The 18,821-nt window shown below is 47.2% G+C and carries 13 protein-coding genes, 1 tRNA gene and 1 pseudogene; 10 read left to right on the top strand and 5 right to left on the bottom strand.

Features of this window, described 5'->3' with window-relative positions; translation table 11 throughout:
* Nucleotides 1-53 precede the first annotated feature (53 nt).
* The 4 genes and pseudogenes from glgA to K4A83_RS05930 all read left to right on the top strand — a co-directional run bounded on the left by glgA (nt 54) and on the right by K4A83_RS05930 (nt 6,363).
* On the top strand, nt 54-1,529 hold the full coding sequence (glgA, locus tag K4A83_RS05950; RefSeq protein ID WP_265263530.1) for a glycogen synthase GlgA: 1,476 nt from the start codon (nt 54-56) through the stop codon (nt 1,527-1,529).
* 400 nt (nt 1,530-1,929) lie between these two features.
* A pseudogene (locus tag K4A83_RS05940) lies at nt 1,930-3,454 on the top strand (DNA methyltransferase); the annotation flags it as partial.
* Nucleotides 3,455-3,530: 76 nt separating this feature from the next.
* Nucleotides 3,531-5,237 carry an ABC-ATPase domain-containing protein gene (locus K4A83_RS05935; protein ID WP_265263527.1) on the top strand — a complete coding sequence of 569 codons (1,707 nt, stop codon included), beginning with the start codon at nt 3,531-3,533 and terminating at the stop codon, nt 5,235-5,237.
* Nucleotides 5,238-5,328: 91 nt separating this feature from the next.
* Complete coding sequence (locus K4A83_RS05930) at nt 5,329-6,363, top strand: M48 family metallopeptidase (RefSeq protein ID WP_265263526.1); 1,035 nt, start codon at nt 5,329-5,331, stop codon at nt 6,361-6,363.
* 79 nt (nt 6,364-6,442) lie between these two features.
* On the opposite strand, the gene K4A83_RS05925 is transcribed toward K4A83_RS05930, so the two are convergent.
* Complete coding sequence (locus tag K4A83_RS05925; protein ID WP_265263524.1) at nt 6,443-7,837, bottom strand: serine/threonine protein kinase; 1,395 nt, start codon at nt 7,835-7,837, stop codon at nt 6,443-6,445.
* Between the two features lie 490 nt (nt 7,838-8,327).
* On the opposite strand from K4A83_RS05925, the gene lysS reads away from it, so the two are divergent.
* On the top strand, nt 8,328-10,076 hold the full coding sequence (lysS, locus tag K4A83_RS05920; protein ID WP_265263523.1) for a lysine--tRNA ligase: 1,749 nt from the start codon (nt 8,328-8,330) through the stop codon (nt 10,074-10,076).
* 87 nt (nt 10,077-10,163) lie between these two features.
* On the opposite strand, the gene K4A83_RS05915 is transcribed toward lysS, so the two are convergent.
* Nucleotides 10,164-12,263, bottom strand: a complete 2,100-nt coding sequence (locus tag K4A83_RS05915; protein ID WP_265263522.1) for an amylo-alpha-1,6-glucosidase — start codon at nt 12,261-12,263, stop codon at nt 10,164-10,166.
* Nucleotides 12,264-12,470: 207 nt separating this feature from the next.
* Between K4A83_RS05915 and K4A83_RS05910 the strand changes: the two genes are divergently transcribed.
* Nucleotides 12,471-12,953, top strand: coding sequence for a hypothetical protein (locus K4A83_RS05910; RefSeq protein ID WP_265263521.1), 483 nt, complete (start codon nt 12,471-12,473; stop codon nt 12,951-12,953).
* A gap of 38 nt (nt 12,954-12,991) precedes the next feature.
* Here K4A83_RS05910 and K4A83_RS05905 read toward each other — a convergent pair whose 3' ends face one another.
* Entirely contained in the window at nt 12,992-14,089 is a 1,098-nt protein-coding gene (locus tag K4A83_RS05905; RefSeq protein WP_265263520.1) for a Gfo/Idh/MocA family protein, read from the bottom strand.
* Between the two features lie 51 nt (nt 14,090-14,140).
* Here K4A83_RS05905 and K4A83_RS05900 point away from each other — a divergent pair, with 51 nt between their 5' ends.
* Nucleotides 14,141-15,367: a DNA double-strand break repair nuclease NurA gene (locus K4A83_RS05900; protein ID WP_265263519.1), complete on the top strand. Its 1,227-nt coding sequence runs from the start codon at nt 14,141-14,143 to the stop codon at nt 15,365-15,367.
* Nucleotides 15,368-15,426: 59 nt separating this feature from the next.
* On the opposite strand, the gene K4A83_RS05895 is transcribed toward K4A83_RS05900, so the two are convergent.
* Nucleotides 15,427-15,497: transfer RNA gene (locus tag K4A83_RS05895), tRNA-Gly, on the bottom strand.
* A gap of 323 nt (nt 15,498-15,820) precedes the next feature.
* The gene (gene leuB / locus K4A83_RS05890) at nt 15,821-16,909 is read right to left on the bottom strand and encodes a 3-isopropylmalate dehydrogenase (protein ID WP_265263518.1); all 1,089 of its coding nucleotides are present in this window, start codon (nt 16,907-16,909) and stop codon (nt 15,821-15,823) included.
* A gap of 312 nt (nt 16,910-17,221) precedes the next feature.
* Here leuB and psbX point away from each other — a divergent pair, with 312 nt between their 5' ends.
* From psbX to K4A83_RS23065, 3 genes are all read left to right on the top strand, one after another.
* The gene (psbX, locus tag K4A83_RS05885) at nt 17,222-17,341 is read left to right on the top strand and encodes a photosystem II reaction center X protein (protein ID WP_265263517.1); all 120 of its coding nucleotides are present in this window, start codon (nt 17,222-17,224) and stop codon (nt 17,339-17,341) included.
* Between the two features lie 141 nt (nt 17,342-17,482).
* Entirely contained in the window at nt 17,483-18,445 is a 963-nt protein-coding gene (locus tag K4A83_RS05880) for a Ycf66 family protein (protein ID WP_265263516.1), read from the top strand.
* A 210-nt stretch (nt 18,446-18,655) separates the two neighbouring features.
* A partial coding sequence (locus tag K4A83_RS23065; RefSeq protein ID WP_407809884.1) for a helix-turn-helix domain-containing protein occupies nt 18,656-18,821 on the top strand: 166 nt, incomplete at its 3' end.

Below are 18,821 nucleotides of genomic sequence, written 5' to 3'. Positions count from 1 at the left end.
ATATAAAAAATTGTAAAGGCGAAATTCGTCCAGCAAACAGTTGAGGAGTGAGTATGTACATTGTTCAGGTTGCCTCAGAATGCGCTCCAGTCATCAAAGCGGGTGGCTTAGGGGATGTGGTCTTTGGCTTGAGTCGAGAACTAGAGATGCGGGGTCATGCCGTGGAAATCATCCTCCCCAAGTATGATTCTATGCGCTATGACCATATTTGGGGACTCCACGAAGCCTATGCCAACTTGACCGTCAACTGGTACGACGGGGCAATTCCCTGTACAGTGTATTGCGGCTGGGTCTATGGACGGCAATGTTTCTTTATTGAACCTCACTCCCCCGATAACTTTTTCAATCGGGGTTGTTATTACGGCTGTTTGGACGATCATTTACGGTTTGCCTTTTTTAGTAAAGCCGCTTTAGAATTCCTCCTGAAAACCAATAAGCACCCCGATGTGATTCACTGTCATGATTGGCAAACAGGTTTATTACCCGTCATGCTTTATGAGATTTATAAATATCATGGCATGGACACCCAACGGGTTTGTTACACCATCCACAACTTTAAACATCAAGGGATTGCAGGCACAAATATCCTCTGGGCAACAGGATTAAATCGCGAAACCTATTACTTTGATTACGAGCGCTTACGGGATAATTTTAACCCCTTTGCCATTAATTTAATGAAAGGGGGGATTGTTTACTCTAATTATTTCAATACCGTCTCACCTCACCACGCTTGGGAAGCCCATCATACTGATATCAGCTATGGTTTAGGCGAGACGATCAGAAAACACCAGCATAAGTTTGGCGGGATTCTCAACGGCATTGATTATGATGTCTGGAGTCCTGAATCCGATCGGTATCTTCCCTACCACTACAGCCCCACTAACCTCAAAGGCAAGTTAATGAATAAAAAAGCCTTACGGGAACGACTTTGGTTAGGACATGATAATAAACCCTTAGTCGCGTTTATTGGACGCTTAGATGAACAAAAAGGCGTGCATTTAGTTCACCATGCAATTTATTATGCTCTTCATAAAGGGGCGCAGTTTGTGTTATTAGGTTCAGCGACAGAACCGGGAATTAACTCTTGGTTTGCTCACGAAAAAAGCTTTTTAAATGATAATCCAGATTGTCATTTAGAATTGGGCTTTAATGAAGAACTATCTCACCTCATTTATGCGGCCGCCGATATTATCGTAGTGCCGAGTAATTATGAACCCTGTGGTCTGACCCAAATGATTGGGCTACGCTATGGTGCTGTGCCTGTGGTGCGAGGTGTTGGAGGATTAGTCAGCACAGTTTTTGATCGGGATTATGAACAATATAAACCGGAAGAAGAACGCAATGGTTATGTGTTCTATCAAACCGATAATCAAGCGTTAGAATCAGCAATGGATCGGGCGATTGATTTATGGTATAAAAAACCCAAAGATTTTCGTCAATTGGTGAAGCAAGGCATGACCTATGATTATTCTTGGAATCATCCCGGAACAGCCTATGTAGGAGTTTACGATTATATCCGTCACCGTTAAGGAGAATGATATAACCATCCTAGTTAAGGCTTGCTGAGAAAGTCTGCTTGTAGGGGAGTCGAAAATAATTATCAATTATCAATTATTAATTCTCCTAAATCTGGTTTCTGCACAGTAATCAAGAATTCATGAGGAGTGATGAGGAAACAGCAGGAAAAATCTTTGCTAATTTATGACCCACGATTTACAGTTAATGGGTGACTCACAAGAAATCAGATATTGCCTAAAATGAGAGCTAAAAATCCCAACGTAGTTACTTAAATTTATTGTGCCGACCTTATCCCCTCTTGAGACTTTAACAAAAATCGACTGCCAACCTTACTATCAAACCCATTTAGGTGCTGCCTATTGGGGGAATAGTTTAGACTTGATGCAAAAATTACCCGATGAGAGTATTGATCTCATTTGTACGTCTCCCCCTTTTGCCTTATTACGGAAAAAAGAATATGGCAATGTTGCTGCTAAAGATTATATGCAATGGTTTAAGCCCTTTGCTACTCAATTTTACCGCATTCTGAAACCTAAAGGATCTCTTCTCATTGATATTGGTGGAACTTGGCAGAAAGGGGTTCCAGTGCGCTCCCTTTACCATTTTGAATTAGTGATTGAACTGTGTAAACCTACCCATCAGGGAGGACTCGGTTTCTATCTAGCTCAAGAACTTTTTTGGTACAATCCGGCAAAACTTCCCACCCCAGCTGAATGGGTCACAGTGCGTCGTGAACGAGTTAAGGATGCTGTGAATACGATTTGGTGGCTCTCGAAAGATCCCCATCCTAAAGCGAACAATAAGCGGGTTTTACGCCCCTATAGTGAGGCGATGCAAAATCTGTTAAAAAATGGCTATCAGGCCAAATTACGGCCATCGGGTCATGCCATTTCTAAAAAATTTAAACAAGTATGAGTTGCAAGAAATGGGGTATTCTATCTCTCCTAATGCCGTGTATGTTAGCACAATGCGACAATGGTTACAGCAGGCAGGGGTGTTTGAAAAAGCCTATGAGATTAACTGGGATACAGTTTATGATATTTTAGAACTTGACAAGGATTATATTGATGAACTTTATACGCTTACCTCAACACAGAAATATTTTCTCTTGGCGATGCTTCAAATGAGTATTGTTGAGTTTACCCCTTGGAATGAAATTGTTAAATATACGGGAAGTGTTTATAAGGTTCGATTTCCGAGTAAGTCTTTTGTTAAAGAAGTTATTCAGCCTTTGGTTAACGTTGGACTGATTGAAACGGACAAAACGACTCAAGGGCGAGGAGCAAAACCTAATCGGGTCAAGTTGTCGGCTAAAGCGCAAAAAGAATTACTGTCTAAACTTTTAGAGTCTATGGCGGATTTAACGGAACTCTCGCCAACGGAACTCAATCGTAGTTTTGAGGATGTGGTTCAAGATTTAGATCATGCTGATAAATCGATTAAGGGAAAGGCGTTGGAGTTATTAGCTATTTGGATGATTCGTCTAACCAGTTTACGATTTACTCAATGGCGGCAACGGGATTATGAAACGGGTCAAGGGGAAGTGGATGTTTTGGCGGCATCGGATCGTTTTGTGTATCACCGTTGGCAAATTCAGTGTAAAAATACGAAGCGAGTTGATGTAGAAGTTTTAGCGAAAGAAATTGGTATGACTTTCGTTACGGGGGCTGATGTTGTGATGATTGTAACGACGGGAGAGTTTACCCGAGATGCTTTGCAGTATGCCTATCGTATGATGGATGTTTCCCGCTACTATATGGTTTTAATTCAAAGGGAAGATATTGAGGCGATTAAGCAGGATAGAACCAATATTATCAAAATTTTGGATCGACGGGCGCGGCGAGTCTTTGCGAAAAAGGAATTGGGGATGATGGAGGGGGAAGTGGATGCTTGGGAGGCTGAGGAAGGGTTATTGATGGATGGTGAGGAGGAATGAGAAAGGGGCTTTTCTATTTTGCCTTTTATCCTACTCTTTGGGAAAATAGCAAGGTGTTGTTTTAACTAAACCTTCTATGGCTACTGCTTCTACTCTTCGCACCTTGCTTTTAAATTTAGATGGGGCAAGTTATAAGGCGTATAAAGATATCCGAGGAAGCTATTCCTTTGCCGATTTTACGTTGATTATTGACTATGTACAGGGGGATCCCTTTGCGGCTCCGAGTGAGTTGCGAGTGCAGGTGCCGATGGCGATCGCACAATTCCCCCCAGAGTTATTTAATTCCTTTAGTCGGGAAGTCGCCCTGAGAGACTATTTAACGCGCCGTTTCGGGGTGGTGGCGAAAGAATTAAGTAGTCGTCGAGGGACGGGGAAAAGTGGCTTGATTGCGGCCACAGGGGTGGGTCAGGAGGTGTTAGAACGAACGGCGGCCTGGATTGATGAGGAGGGGGTAGAATTACGGTTTGTGGTGGGATTACCCGCCCAAGGCCGACGGATTTTAGGACGACAGGCGGCGGAGTTACTCTGTGAAGATATACCGGATATTGTGGAGCGATCGCTAAAATATGCCAATCTCAATGTTCAGGCCATCCATCGTCATGTAGAAGTCGCTGAGGATGCGGATTTTATTCGCCAGTGTTTAATCGAACAGCGCCTAGTGGCTTTTGTGGCCAATGGGTCAATTTTACCCCGACGGAGTGGCGTAGATGACCGTCCCCTGAAGGAGCAGGCGATTCCGTTTCAATCTCCCCCCAGTTTACAAGTGAGTTTTGATTGTCCTAATGGTGGCACTGTGACGGGGATGGCGATTCCTGAAGGGATTACGTTGATTGTGGGGGGAGGATATCATGGTAAGTCTACTCTACTGCGGGCGATTGAGTTGGGGGTTTATAATCATATTCCCCAAGATGGTCGAGAATTTGTCATTACAGACCCTCGGGCGGTGAAAATTCGGGCCGAAGATGGCCGCAGTATTGCCGGGGTGGATATTTCCCCGTTTATTAACCAATTACCCCAAGGCCGTTCGACTCGTCAATTTTCGACTCCTAATGCTAGTGGTAGCACCTCCCAAGCGGCGAATATTATGGAGGCCTTGGAAGTGGGGGCTAAGGTGTTACTGGTGGATGAGGATACAGCGGCCACGAATTTTATGATCCGCGATCGCCGAATGCAGCAGTTAATCCAAAAGGATAAGGAGCCGATTACGCCTTTTATTGACAAAATCCAGCAACTGTATCACGACTATCAGGTGTCTACGGTGTTGGTGATGGGCGGCAGTGGGGACTATTTTGATGTGGCGGATACGGTGATTGCCATGGATAATTTTATCCCCAGTGATGTCACCGAAGCGGCTAAAGTCATTGCCCAAGAATACGCGACTCACCGTCAAGAGGAAGGAGGGATCCGTTTTGGTGCGATTACCCCCCGCATTCCCCTAGGGGCTAGTATTGACCCCAGTAAGGGCAAACGGGCGGTTAAAGTGAAGGTGCGGGATGTGGACGAGGTGGCTTTTGGGGAGGAGGAAATTGATCTGGCCGCTGTGTCCCAAATTGTGGAAACGGGTCAATTGCGTGCGATCGCCAAAGCCTTAGTTTATGCCAAGGAACGCTATATGAATCAAAAGCGCACCCTGGCCGCAATTATTGAGCAAGTTATGGCGGATTTAGACCAAGAGGGCCTAGATATTGTCTCTCCTTATCCCCAGGGCAATTTGAGCGAATTTCGCCCCTTTGAATTAGCGGCCGCGCTCAATCGTTTGCGGACTTTAGAGATTAGGAATTAGGCAATCTCAAGCTTAGAATTCAAGCTCAAGCACCCAAGACCTGAGATTTTTTTGTGCTAGGGTTGTGGGGGAATTTAGCATTTATACGGTCATGATGAACTGGAAATTCTCACTTTCTGCGCTTCTCTCCCTCCTGACTCTTCAGACGGCTGGGGCGCAGTTTAATCCTGTACAAGCCGTTGAAATGGGGTCTAAATCCTTAATCGCTCAAGCTTCAACGACGAACACCGAGGCATTTTTTCAACGGGCCGAGCAAGAACTCTCGAAGGATTATTTTATGCTCTACCGGGTGGTGGAACGGATTGCTCGGGCCAATCAATTAGATAATTTGCCCTGGCGACTCTATATTTCTGACGAATATGAAGTCAATGCTTTTGCGACGGATATTAATTTAATTGCCTTTTATAGTGGCCTATTAGACCGTTTGGATGGAGATCCCCATGCGATCGCCTGTGTGGTCGGTCACGAAATGGCACACCATACCCAGAACCATATTGCGGTAGGCAGTGCAGAACGACAACGCATTTTAGAGCAATTGCGTCAGGAAGCGATTGATGAAGTAGTGGCTGAGGAGCAGGATTTAAAGGCGGATTTGGAAGCCCTAGCCATTGGGGATGCTCTGACCTCCGGTGCGGGGCGCGTTGTGGGGCGGGGGGGTATTCTCGGAACGGCTGTTAATGTCCTCGGAAGTGCGATCGCAGGCAGCAGACAGCGACGCATTGATGCAGCCCTCGAACGGATTCAAGCCATTTACGCCGAAAAAGAAGCCCAAGTTCAGAAAGAATGGCGCGAACTTAGCCATCGTCAAGAATTTGAAGCGGATGAGGTGGGGTATCAATACATGGTGCGGGCTGGTTTTAATCCCCAAGGCTGTCAAACCGCTAAAACAATGTTAACTCGTTTAGGTGTGACCGCCAGTGACACCCACCCAGCTACTCCTGATCGCATTCAAGCGATTCGCCAACTGGCGACGAAATACCCCACCGAAACGCTCCAACGGGAAGGACGCGCTAACTTAGACCGGAGTCCTAATCCTCTGACCTATGACTTGTCACGGGATCGGGCGACTTTACGGGTGAATTCAAGAACTGGAAGTAGTGGCTTTAATCAAGCATTCCCCGATTAAAATTTAAGGCTATTATCCCTGATAATAGTATAGCATGAATTCTTGAAATTCGGTCAGTTAGATCGCTCAATTTTAACCTTTAACTTCCCTCCTTTTGTTCAGCTAAAAATTGGTTAATTTGAGCGACTAACCATTCTTGTTCTTCTATACTTAATAACTTACCGAACGTCTGGACTTCGCCCTTGTACCGCAGCTCACAGGTCGTAGTTTCTGTCTCCCTGTCACAAACTTGAACATCTAGTTCTATTTTGTTTGGACTCCCGGTTTTTCCTTGCCATGACTTCATCACAAAGTTGCCAATCCGCCATTCTAACCAAAACTCTTGGGAATTGATGGTGATTTCAATACTCCCCCAAAAGGCGAATAAAAGACCACAACAGAAACAAACAATCCAAGTTAATAAACTATAAGTAATAGCTTGCACAACAGCTTCCCCCATATCCTCTGCGTCTACAAAAACTAATAAGGGGAGAATCACTCCACCTAAAATTCCAACAATTAGAATCGGTAAACTTTCTTCGTTCACCCCTACAGGGGGACAAAGAATTGCTAAAGAATTAGCAGTTTTTTTGACTTTAATCCGACTCCATGAAGGCGGAGGAACAACCGTCACAGATTGAGCTATTTTCGCCTCTTGTTGTAGGATCATTCGCGCATCTGCGGCACTTTTAAAACGATCTTCTCGCGCAGGTTCAAGGAGGGTTTCTAGCCAGTGGGTGAGGTGGGGGGAAAGGTTGGTATAAGGACGAAAATTTAACTTAAAACCCTTGTGAGGTAAATCATCAGGCGATCGCCCCGTAATAACAAAAACCAGCGTAGCCCCTAAGCTGTAAAGGTCTGAGGTGGGATAACTTTTGCCCTGATACTGTTCTGGAGGCATATAGCCTAATGTCCCCACAAAGGTCTTGACGACACTATCCGCGTCACGATAAACCGTTTGCACTGCCCCAAAATCAATGAGGGATACTTTCCCAGAAGAATCTAAAATGAGATTCTCGGGTTTAATATCCCGGTGCAAAATGGGGGGGTGAAAACTATGCAAATATTCGAGGATTCTCAAGGTTTCCTGGGCAATCCATTTAATGGCTTTTTCCGAAGGCTGCCAACCCTGTTCAACCCACTGGGCCAAGGATTTACCCTTGACTCGTTCCTGCACTAGGTAAAAAAGGCGATCGCCTGCGGTGTCTTGCTCAAAACAATCCAAGTAGTTCGGAATCCCCGGGTGATCTAACTTCCCCAGAGTTTGAACTTCCCGTTCCCACAATTCCAATTCCTTCCAACCCCCCATCTGCTTTAAGGACACCACCTTAATAGCAACCTGTTGCCGTGAGGGATCTTGTTCTGGTCTGGGTGCTAGTGTGTGAGCAAGATAAGTCTGACCAAAACTCCCCTGTCCCAGTAATGCTAACACCTCGTAACAATACCCAGTTTCAGGATTGGTAATGCAATCCCCTGCTTGATAGAAAGTATTCATAGTTCAGAAGGACTCATCAAAAAGAGTCTCAGGAAAAAAAGTACAGGAACTCTTTCCAATCGATATCCTTCGCGCCCTCGTTGTGCCTCTCTCCCTAAAGCCAAGATATGACTTAAAGACCTGCTATCAAACAGTCCTAGGGTTTCTTGGTTGAGTTAAGTTTTGTTAAGAAAGAGCAGATTAGCTACAACTAGCCCAGCTTGGAAAATTCTATGATAAAAATTTTAGACTTTTTTGAATTGATTGTCAAGCCCCCCTACAAACTTTTTTTACAGCATTAGGAACAGCCGAGAGAAATAGGGATTTAAACAGCTAAGATTACCGCCAATTTTGGGCAAAAAATTGTTATAATAAGAGCAGTTCAAAACAGGGACTTTTAGACTGAGAGAAGACAGCTAGATATGGAGAATATCTTTCCTGTAATCCCAAGGAAACAAGTCCCTTTTTTGTTCCAATTCAATGAATCAAACCCTTTGCTTAAAAAAATTCCATGTCTGCCAAACCATCTTCCCAACCTGCGCAAAACGCTACAGCCTCCAGTGGAAACCCTAACACATCAACCTTAGAAGAAATCCGCGCCACACGGTTAGAAAAAGTTGAACAACTCAAACAAGAAGGATTAAACCCCTACGCTTATCGTTGGGAGTCCACCCATCAAGCGGCACAACTACAAACCAGCTATAGTGATCTCGGCAATGGGGAAGAGGTCGAGGAAAAAGTTGCGATCGCCGGACGAATTTTAGCCCGTCGGGTGTTTGGGAAACTCGCCTTTTTCACCCTGCAAGATGAAAGCGGCGTGATTCAACTCTACCTTGATAAAAAGCGTATTGATAGCCAAATGACCGATCTCCCCAACTCCTTCAACTTACTGAAAAAACTCACCGACGTCGGGGATATTATCGGCGTAACAGGAACCATTAAACGCACCGAGAAAGGGGAACTTTCCATTTATGTACAGGACTACACCATGCTGACCAAATCCCTGCTACCCTTACCCGATAAATGGCATGGTTTAACCGACACCGAAAAACGCTATCGTCAGCGTTATGTAGACCTAATTGTTAATCCTGACGTGCGAGAAACCTTCCGTCGTCGAGCGAAAATTACCGCCGCCATTCGTCGTTACTTAGACGAACGAGATTTCATTGAAATTGAAACCCCAGTCTTACAAAGTGAAGCCGGAGGAGCAGAAGCGCGTCCCTTTATTACCTATCACAATACCCTGCAAATGGACTTGTATCTGCGCATTGCCACAGAACTCCATTTAAAACGCTTAATTGTGGGGGGGTTTGAAAAAGTCTTTGAACTGGGGCGAATTTTCCGCAATGAAGGCGTTTCCACCAAACATAATCCCGAATTTACCTCTATTGAAATTTATCAAGCCTATGCCGATTATCACGACATGATGACCCTAACAGAAAACCTAATTACCTATGCTGCTCAGGAGGTTTTAGGCACATTAACCCTGAACTACCAAGGGGAAACCATTGATTTAACTCCCCCTTGGCGACGAGTCACCATGCACGAAATTGTCCAAGAGGTAACGGGTTTAGATTTTAATATGTTCAGTGATTTTGCCAGTGCAAAAACGGCAGCACAACAGGCAGGAATTGAAGTTCCTGATGATTGTAAAACCCTAGGTAAACTGCTCAATGAAGCCTTTGAGCAGAAGGTAGAAGCCACTTTGATTCAGCCTACCTTTATTCTCGATTACCCGAAAGAAATCTCTCCGTTAACCAAACCCCATCGGTCTAAAGCGGGGTTAGTAGAACGGTTTGAATTATTTATGGTGGGACGAGAAACCGCCAATAGTTTCTCAGAATTAACCGATCCCATTGATCAACGGGAACGCTTAGAATTACAAGCGGCGAAAAAGGCAGCCGGAGATTTAGAAGCGCAAGGGGTTGATGAAGACTTTTTAGCAGCTTTAGAATATGGAATGCCCCCGACAGGAGGTTTAGGCATTGGTATTGATCGTTTAGTGATGTTGTTAACCGATGCTCCCAGTATTCGGGATGTGATTGCCTTCCCCTTATTAAAAAGTACCAGTGCAGCCGTGAAAGCTTTTGACTACGACGAGGAAAAAAAAATCCTGCAAGTTGAGTTCAATAATGGCAGTATTTACAAATACAATGATGTGCCGAAAACTGTCTATCAAGAGATGAAAACAACTCCTTCAGTGGGGCAGTTTTTTAACAGTCAAATTCGGGAAGTTTATGGATTTGACCGGGTAAAGTAGAGTCTAGTTTGGGGTAGACTCTAATTATCAATTATCAATTGTTAATTGTTCCCACGAGCAAACTGATTGAGTGAAGGTGAACAAAGATCACCGCACCAACAACCAAGCTCTTAACACCTCAGCTACAGTCCAAGCTTGAGCAAAAGCACCGCGAGGGGTAAAGGGGGGATTGCCGTCGAAAATCTCGCTGAGACTGCCAACACAAGCAGCTTGGAGATGATGGGCAAAGGGTTGTAGAAAGGTAGCGGCTTGGTCAGGATCATGATATACTTGAAGATGGGCTTGCACAAAATGACCGATTAACCAGCCCCAAACAGTACCCTGATGATAGGCACCATCTCGCTGGATGCGATCGCCTTTATACAATCCAATATACTCCGATTCCTGTTCCCCCAAGGATCGTAAGCCATAGGACGTTAGTAAAGTTTGGGCTACAATATCCACTACAGCCTTTTGTTCCCTCGGTAACAGTAACGGTAAACCCCCCAAAGGCCCCAACTTCCCGGGCAAGGACACAGCAAAAATCTGATTGGGGCGTAATTGTGCCGCGTGGCCAGTGGGGGTATCCAACACATCATAACAGTAACCTGTACTGTAATTCCAAAAGCGACTAAACCCCACTAGGGTATGATGGGCTAACTCTTCATAACGCCCATAGGGTTTTCCCAATTCTTTAGCAAAATAGCCCATAATCACTAGGGCATTGTACCAAAGGGCATTCACTTCAATAGGTTTGCCCGTGCGCGGTGTTACGACCCAATCCCCCACCTTAGCATCCATCCAAGTGAGTTGGGATTCCTCAGACCCAGCATAGAGTAACCCATCCCGAGGATCTAGCTTAATATTGTATCGAGTCCCCCGTTCGTGCCAGTCGATTACTTCCTCTAAGGCCGGGAAAATCTCCCCAATGAAGTCTAGGTCATGACTAGCTTGAACGTAGGCGTAGAGGGCTTCAAAGTACCAGAGAATGGCATCTACGGTATTATAGGAGGGGCGATTGTGGTCGTCGGGGAACACATTGGGTAACATTCCCTGGTCGAGATAATGGGTAAAGGTGGCCAATATCTTCCGGGCAATCTCTGGGCGACCTGTGGCTAAGGTTAAACCGGGTAAACTGATCATAGTATCCCGTCCCCAATCCCCGAACCAAGGATATCCCGCTAGGATAGTTTTGCCCTCGGGGTCATCGGGTAGGGTGCGGTCTACAATAAATTGGTCAGCCGCTAAGACCAGATGTTCTACCCAGTCGGGGACAATGTAAGGGTTTTGTTCGCCCAGCGTTCCGTCGGAATGGCGGAAAGTGGGTCGTGCTAGGGTGTTATACCACCCATCTAGGAGTTTGAGTTCCTTTTGTTTGTGTTGCTCTAAAGACTGTTGACTGTTGACGCTGGGGTATTTTTCCGTACTGGCTACCACGGTGAAGGATTCCCCCACTTGGAGGGTAATCTTAACCCGGGCGACATGACAATGATCCTCGCGATCGCACAATCCCCGCTCTCGTTCCACCGCTAAATCATAATTCTCGTACCAAGCCCGGTCAATCGTCCATTGGGCCCCTTGGACTAATTGCGGACGAACATAGCCACTTTTTGGGTCTTGCCGTTGCACTGCGGTTAATACATACAGGGGAACCGCTTCAGGGAATGCCACCACTTTTAACCCCTTATCCACCACATCAACATCCATCGGCCAATCATTGCGTCGGGTGTCATAATGGGAGTCCCGATAATTGACGAAAACCCCACATTGCAAGGTGAGGGGAGCGCTGGCGCGTTTGACAGTATAGCGGATATAGGTAGTATTTTGACCTTGTTCCATCCAGACGCGCTTTTCTAATAAACTATCCCCACAGGCGAAAGTCCAGACGGGAATAGTCCCATCGAGATGAAACCGTTCAATCCATTGGTACCCCCGAGGAAATACGGTTTTCTGGGCATCATGCCAGCGATTCGTGGCCAGTAAATAGGTTTGCTGGTGATATATCACCGACTCTTCCAACTTACTGAGCAGTAAAGTTCGGCCTAATGGAGGTTGAAGGGCAGCCATCAATAGCCCATGATAACGGCGGGTAAGGAGTCCTCCCACGGTTCCGGCTGCATAACCCCCAATCCCATTGGTCACTAGCCATTCTCTTGTTTCGGCGTGGGGGAGATTCCCACAGATTTCGCGTCCAAATTCAAGGCTCATGGGGTTATCATCCTGATTTTCTTCTTCAAAAAGTATAAGATTTGGCAACGATTGGGAACAATGGGATCTCAATTAAGTCTAGAACGATCTGAAAAACGAATAATCCGAAAAATACATTGAGGAGGATGTAGCGGGATACAGCCAGTTCACTTTAAGGTTTAATTTCTCCCTTGGATTGCTCGATGTAGCCTTTTTCCCCCTTGTTTTATGATTCAAACCGCAAGTCAAACCCGCTTAAATTCGACTGCCCCGGCCTTAGTCGCCTACAATCCTCAAACTATATCCTATTTGAACCGTGCGATCGCCCTTGCTCTCGGAGAACCGGGTTTTATCCTCGCCCACTGCGATAATCTCCATCTCCGTCGAGATATTATTCAAGATGTCGTAGCTAATCCTACCTTACAAGTGGAAGTCTTAACGCTCCATCCTTCGGTCACTCAGTTGTTTAGTACCCTAGAAGGGGCATTAAGCCAACCGCACCCCGATGTTGTGATGATTTTAGGCCTAGAATCGGTGGTGGATTTAGAGGCCTTCTGGGGTGCCGCCAATTTGATGCGAGAGCAATTGAAAGTCACTTTCCCCTTTCCCCTCGTCTTCTGGGTGAATGATCCAGTTTTGCGTCAACTCCGCCGCGTTGCCCCGGATTTAGCCAATCAAGCCCCTCCCGCGTTACGAATGGAAGGGGGTTAGATAGGTCTGCTGAAAAAGCCCAACGCTAGACTCCACAATCAAGATTGCTCTGGCACTTCGACCCACCCTTGGCGAGCATGAGATTCATGGGTTAAATCCATTAAAAACTGGGAATAAACCCCCTCTTTTAAGGAAGGGGCTGTGACTTTCCCTTGGTCAATACACTGCACCCAATGATCAATCACCCGCAGGACGGGGGCTAAACGACCGTCGGGGAACACTTGGGGAAAGGCTAAACGTTGGGGGATTTCTTGCTCGGTTAAACTCTCCCCGGCCGGGGCGTACCATAAACGGAAACCGTGAACGTAGTCTTTTTGATTGTCACTGCCTAACACTAGGGTTCCCTTGTCCCCATAAACTTCTACCCAGTGGCCGCGTCCTTGGTAGGTGACGGAACTCAGAGACATTTGCACAGGGGTCCCATCCTGTAATTCCATCATAACCAGACAGGTGTCATCGGCATCAACGGGTTTGAGTTTGCCTCCCTCGGTGGGATCTGGACGCTGGGGAATAGCACAGCTGAGATGGCCACAGAGGCGTTTAATCGGACCAAAGAGCCAAGCGATGTAATCAAAGGCATGGGACCCAATAGCCCCCAATGCGCCGCCCCCTTGGTCTTGGCGGGCGTACCAATTCCAGGGGCGACTGGGGTCAGCACGACTGACGACGAGCCAATCAATTTTGATCAAGCGAATTTTGCCCACGATGCCCTCTTGTAGGAGTTCAGCGAGACGTTGCCACGCTGGAACAAAGCGAAATTCAAAGTCTGCGATCGCCACTAATCCTTTCCGTTGCGCCAAATCGTATAGATACCGAGTATCTTGGGCGTTTAAATTCATGGGTTTTTCTAACAACAAGTGTTTCCCGGCCTCTAGGACTTGGCTGGCCATTGCCCGATGTAAAAAAGGGGGTGTGGCCACGGTGACGGCATCTAATTCCGGTAGGGCGAGGAGGTCTTGTAAACTGGAAAAAGCATGGGGAATCTGATGGGCGGCGGCGATTTCTTGAGCTTTAGCGAGATCATTATTCCACAGGGCAATCACTTCAGTTCGGTGATGGTGTTGTAGGGCGGGGATGTGGATTTTTTGCCCAAATCCAGTACCAAGAACGGCTACTTTGAGGGATGATGGTGTCATGTTGAAATTAGCTTGCTATAGTGCGAGAGTAGTGTTGAGCGTGAGCCGATTATGCTGGATTTAACCAAATTGGCGGGACAATTGCCAGAAATTAGTCAACATCTGCAACGAGAAGCTAAAGCGGCTCAACAACGCTTAGAACGCGCTCAGATTTTACTCGACGAAATCCAAGGCAGACAGGAAGAGTTTACCGCACAATATGAACAGTGGCGCGATCGCCTGATTTTCAACGCTGCCCTCCCCCTCGAACCCATCGACACCTGCATTACCATCCCCACTCCCCCCGCCCAACATAGTGTTTTCGCCACCGATGGCTCTCAAATTGCCCCCTCCCACCACGAAATCGCCTACTGTTACTTAATTAATGTCGGGCGGGTGATGCTACACTATGGCCAAAATTTACACCCCCTGCTCGATAGTTTGCCGGAACTGTTTTATAAGGCCGAGGACTTGTATATTGCCCGACAGTGGGGCATTCGACCGGAAGAGTGGATGGGACACCGCCGCACCGTCTCAGAAGCCCAAATGCTGGCAGACATGGCTGTGCGTTGGGTTCAACCCCCCGGTGCTCACACGGATCCCAATTTAGCCCTCGTGGATGGATCGTTAACCTATTGGTTTTTGGAAGCCCTGGCCAGTGAAGCCCGCGATCGCCTCCTACCCCCCATTTTAACGGCATGGGATCAACTGTATCAAGAAAGAATCCCCCTGATGGGTTATCTCAGCGCCCCCCGCAACAGTGAGGCGATCAACTTTTTGCGCTTCCCCGCTTGTCCTCATCCGAATCCCGATTGTATCCGTCATTGTCGGGGGGAGGAGAGCAATGGGGAACTTGAGGGGGGGCGCTGGCAGAATCGCCTCCCTTGCCAAGTTGTTGATCCTCTGCGAGATGCGACACTGTGGGCTTATGTTTTACAACCGGGGCAACGGGGGGCTTTATGGCGAAGTTCTGCCCCGATATTGAACTTGTACCCGGAGCATTTGCGGGTGAGTTTTTGTTATGTTCATGTGGGGACCGAAATTGCTCGGGTGGAGGTTCCCCAGTGGCTGGCAGAAGATGAGGACTTATTCCACCAATCTTTAGGGATTTTACTGGCGCAGGTTCACAAAGGTTATGGTTATCCGGTGGCACTGGCAGAGTCCCATAATCAAGCCGTAGTCCGAGGTGGCGATCGCGCTCGGTTTTTTGCCCTCTTGGAACAACAAATGATTCGCGCTGGGTTACACAATGTCGGGATATCCTACAAAGAAACCCGCAAACGAGGGAGTATTGCTTGAAAATCCCCGGTTTAAACCTAGGCTCTATTTAAACCTAGACTCTAAAGGTTTTCCTAAGAAGCGGGTAGCGAGAATCGAACTCGCAACTAAACCTTGGGAAGGTTTCGTTTTACCACTAAACTATACCCGCACGGTTTCTCACTATAGCATTCCACCTCGGGGTTTTGTCAAGCCTTCCCCCCAGAATCCTATTTAGGGTCTGCTGAAAAAGCCCAACGCTAGACTTAACAAGGGAATTGATAATTGATAATTGATAATTGACAATTGACAATTATTTCCGACTCCTGACTCCCCGAGTTATTCACCAAAGCCTCATTTAGGGCTTTGGTGAATCAGTTGTGCGTCAATTCAACCAAACTGTTAGAAAGCCTAACCACCCCAAGAAACCGGGTTGCGTTTCTTCTCTCAAGAGTGCCTGCAACCCCTGTCAAAAACCCGGTTTCTGAGCAAGCCCTAATTGTCTAAAATCTTCAGCAAGGCCTCACCCATTGCCTTACACCCCACAGCCTTCATTCCGGGAGACATAATGTCTCCGGTGCGATAGCCTTGGTCTAACACCTGATTAACAGCCCGTTCCATCTGATCAGCCGCTTGGGGTTGGTCGAGGGCATAGCGCAACATCATAGCCGCGCTGAGGACTTGGGCGAGGGGATTGGCTTTGTCCTGTCCGGCAATATCGGGGGCGGAACCGTGAACCGGTTCAAAAACCCCGGGTTTTCCGGCTTCTCCTAGGCTGGCCGAGGGTAACATCCCAATGCTTCCGGTGAGCATAGCGGCCGCGTCGGAGAGAATATCGCCGAAGAGATTACCTGTGACGATGGTATCAAATTGTTTAGGCGATCGCACCAACTGCATGGCCGCATTATCCACATAGAGATGGGACAACTCCACATCAGGATACTGTTGAGACATAGCAATCACCCGATCCCGCCACAGTTGCGAAACATCCAGCACATTAGCCTTATCCACCGAGCATAACTTACCCCGTCGTTTCTGTGCCGTTGCAAAACCCACCCTCGCGATCCGGTCAATTTCCCCTTCCGTATAGGCCATCGTGTTCACGCCCCGTTTTTCCCCGGTTTCCGTGCTAAAAATGCCCTTAGGTTGTCCGAAATACACCCCCCCAGTTAATTCTCGCACTACCATGATATCCACCCCCTCAACCACTTCCCGTTTTAAGGTCGAGGCATCGATTAACTGAGGTAAAATCGTAGCGGGGCGCAGATTGGCAAAGAGTTCCAAGCCAGCACGTAACCCCAGCAACCCCGTTTCCGGTCGTTGTTCCCGAGGCAAATTATCCCATTTATACCCCCCAATAGCCGCCAACAGGACAGCATGACTCTGGCGACACATTTCGAGGGTTTCAGTGGGGAGAGGGTTTCCTGTTGCGTCAATGGCAGCCCCCCCCATCAAGGCCTCTTGAAACTCAAATTCTAGATTAAACTGTTGACCAATGACCTTCAGCACCTCCACCGTCACCGCCATAATTTCAGGCCCAATCCCATCCCCCGGTAAAAGCGTAATCTTGTAGTGCTGATTCATGGTTTTGTCAAAAATCGATCTTGTGCAACCTTTTATCCTACCACTTGGCTTGAGTCAATCTCAATCTTACCGTTCCTAGGCTCGTTGTTAGGCTTCAGTGCCGAGCATTTCCAAGCTAATCAAACTCTCCCCACCTGCTGACTTTAGGTTGGGGAATGGGTCGCTATTTTTGTTCAAGTTCACAGACCGCCCTCATTATTAATTCCCCCACACCCTTGATCCTCAATCAAGCTCTACCCCCAACACCCCCCCATACGTTAAAATTGGCGAAGTAATGTTTCACTCCTTAACAAAAAAAAGGTCAAGAAGACTATGACACCATCTTTAGCCAACTTTCTGTACAGCCTCTTAGCTGGTGCGTTAATCGTTGTCATCCCGGCGACGGTTGCGTTGGTCTTTATCAGTCTGAAAGATAGAGTGATTCGCTCTTAAATTGGGGTCAGGGTGCGATCGCCGACCACCCAAGGATCCGGATCAGCCATGCCGAACAGGAGTTGGGGAATCCTCCCGAACTCCTGATTTTGTTGTCAAGACTTGCTAGGATAAGAGTGACCGAGGAGAGCAGTAGTAATAATGGTTAATTTTGGCTGGAATTCCGCAAGCATCTTAGGGTTATTTTTAGCAGTGGCCGGGGCAGGTCTTTATTTTTTGCGCTCTGTCCGCCCTGAACTGTCAAGAGATTATGATATCTTCTTTTCGGCAGTGGGGTTAGCCTGTGGGATTATTCTCTTAACCCAAGGCTGGCGACTTGACCCTATCCTCCAATTTGGGCAGTTTTTGCTGGCCTTATCTACCGTCTTTTTCGCCTTTGAAACCATTCGGTTAAGGGGTTTAGCCACAGAACAAGCGAAACGCAGCACTCCAGTCGTCGATGAAGATCGTCCGGTGAGTCGCTCCTATCAGGCCTATCGAGAACCAGACTACGACCAAATCGAGGCCTACGCAGAAGAACGCTATACCAATCCTCGACAGCTACGGGGAACCAAAGATTCTCGCAGCAGTCGCCGAGAGGCCTATGAAGCCGAACCGCCCCGCAGTCGCCGCAGTCGTCCCTCAGAACGACCTAGTGCAGAACGACCTAGTGCAGAACGACCCAGTGCAGAACGACCCAGTGCAGAACGCCGCTCCCGTCGGTCATCTCGTCCCACTCCCCCCAGTTCTGAGCGTTATAGTCCCACAGATCCCTATACAGACCCCTACAGTAGTACCGATAGCTATGATGCTTGGGGAGATGATTATGGGAGCAGTGAGGGGGCTTATTCTGCCCGTCGTCCCCGTCGTTCTCCTACGGATGAACCCCCAACAGAACGGTCAAGGAGTTCCCGCTCCAGTTCCAATCGTGAATCCGGGAGTCGTCGTTATCAAGACGAAGAACCGGCTCCCTATGTGGATTATGTAGATTATCAACCCTATGATTCCACTGAGGATGATTATTCAGAATCTGGTGAGGATAGGGATTCTGGGGAGTTTTCTGGTTATGACGAGGAGCGGGATAATCGTCAAGAACCTCGCACTGGGGGGAATTTTGATTATTAGGGTGCTGAAGTCCCATTAAAAATTGGCAATTATCAGAAAAATGGGTTTAAAACCCCGCCCTTCTAGGGCGGCTTTTCTGGGTTTTGGATGTACTGTTTAAGCACTATGTACTTTTAGGCTAGAAACACTATGCCTTTCCCTGCGTAGATTGCTTGTCATTTCAAGCAGACCAATATACAATAGATATACAGACCTATCTTAGCACAAGCCATGAAAGCTAGATATCAATACAGATTTTACCCGACAGACCAACAACAAAAGAGATTAGCTCAATTGTTTGGTTGTGTTCGTGTGGTCTGGAATGATGCTCTTGCGCTTTGCAAGGCATCTGGTAAAGCGATTAGCTTTAACCAACTCTCAGCTCTGCTCACTCAGT

This window comes from Spirulina subsalsa FACHB-351 (assembly GCF_026130165.1).
Lineage (GTDB): Bacteria > Cyanobacteriota > Cyanobacteriia > Cyanobacteriales > Spirulinaceae > Spirulina_A > Spirulina_A subsalsa_A.
Note: the sequence above shows the minus strand (reverse complement) of the source record. Positions and strands in the feature narration are given on the sequence as shown.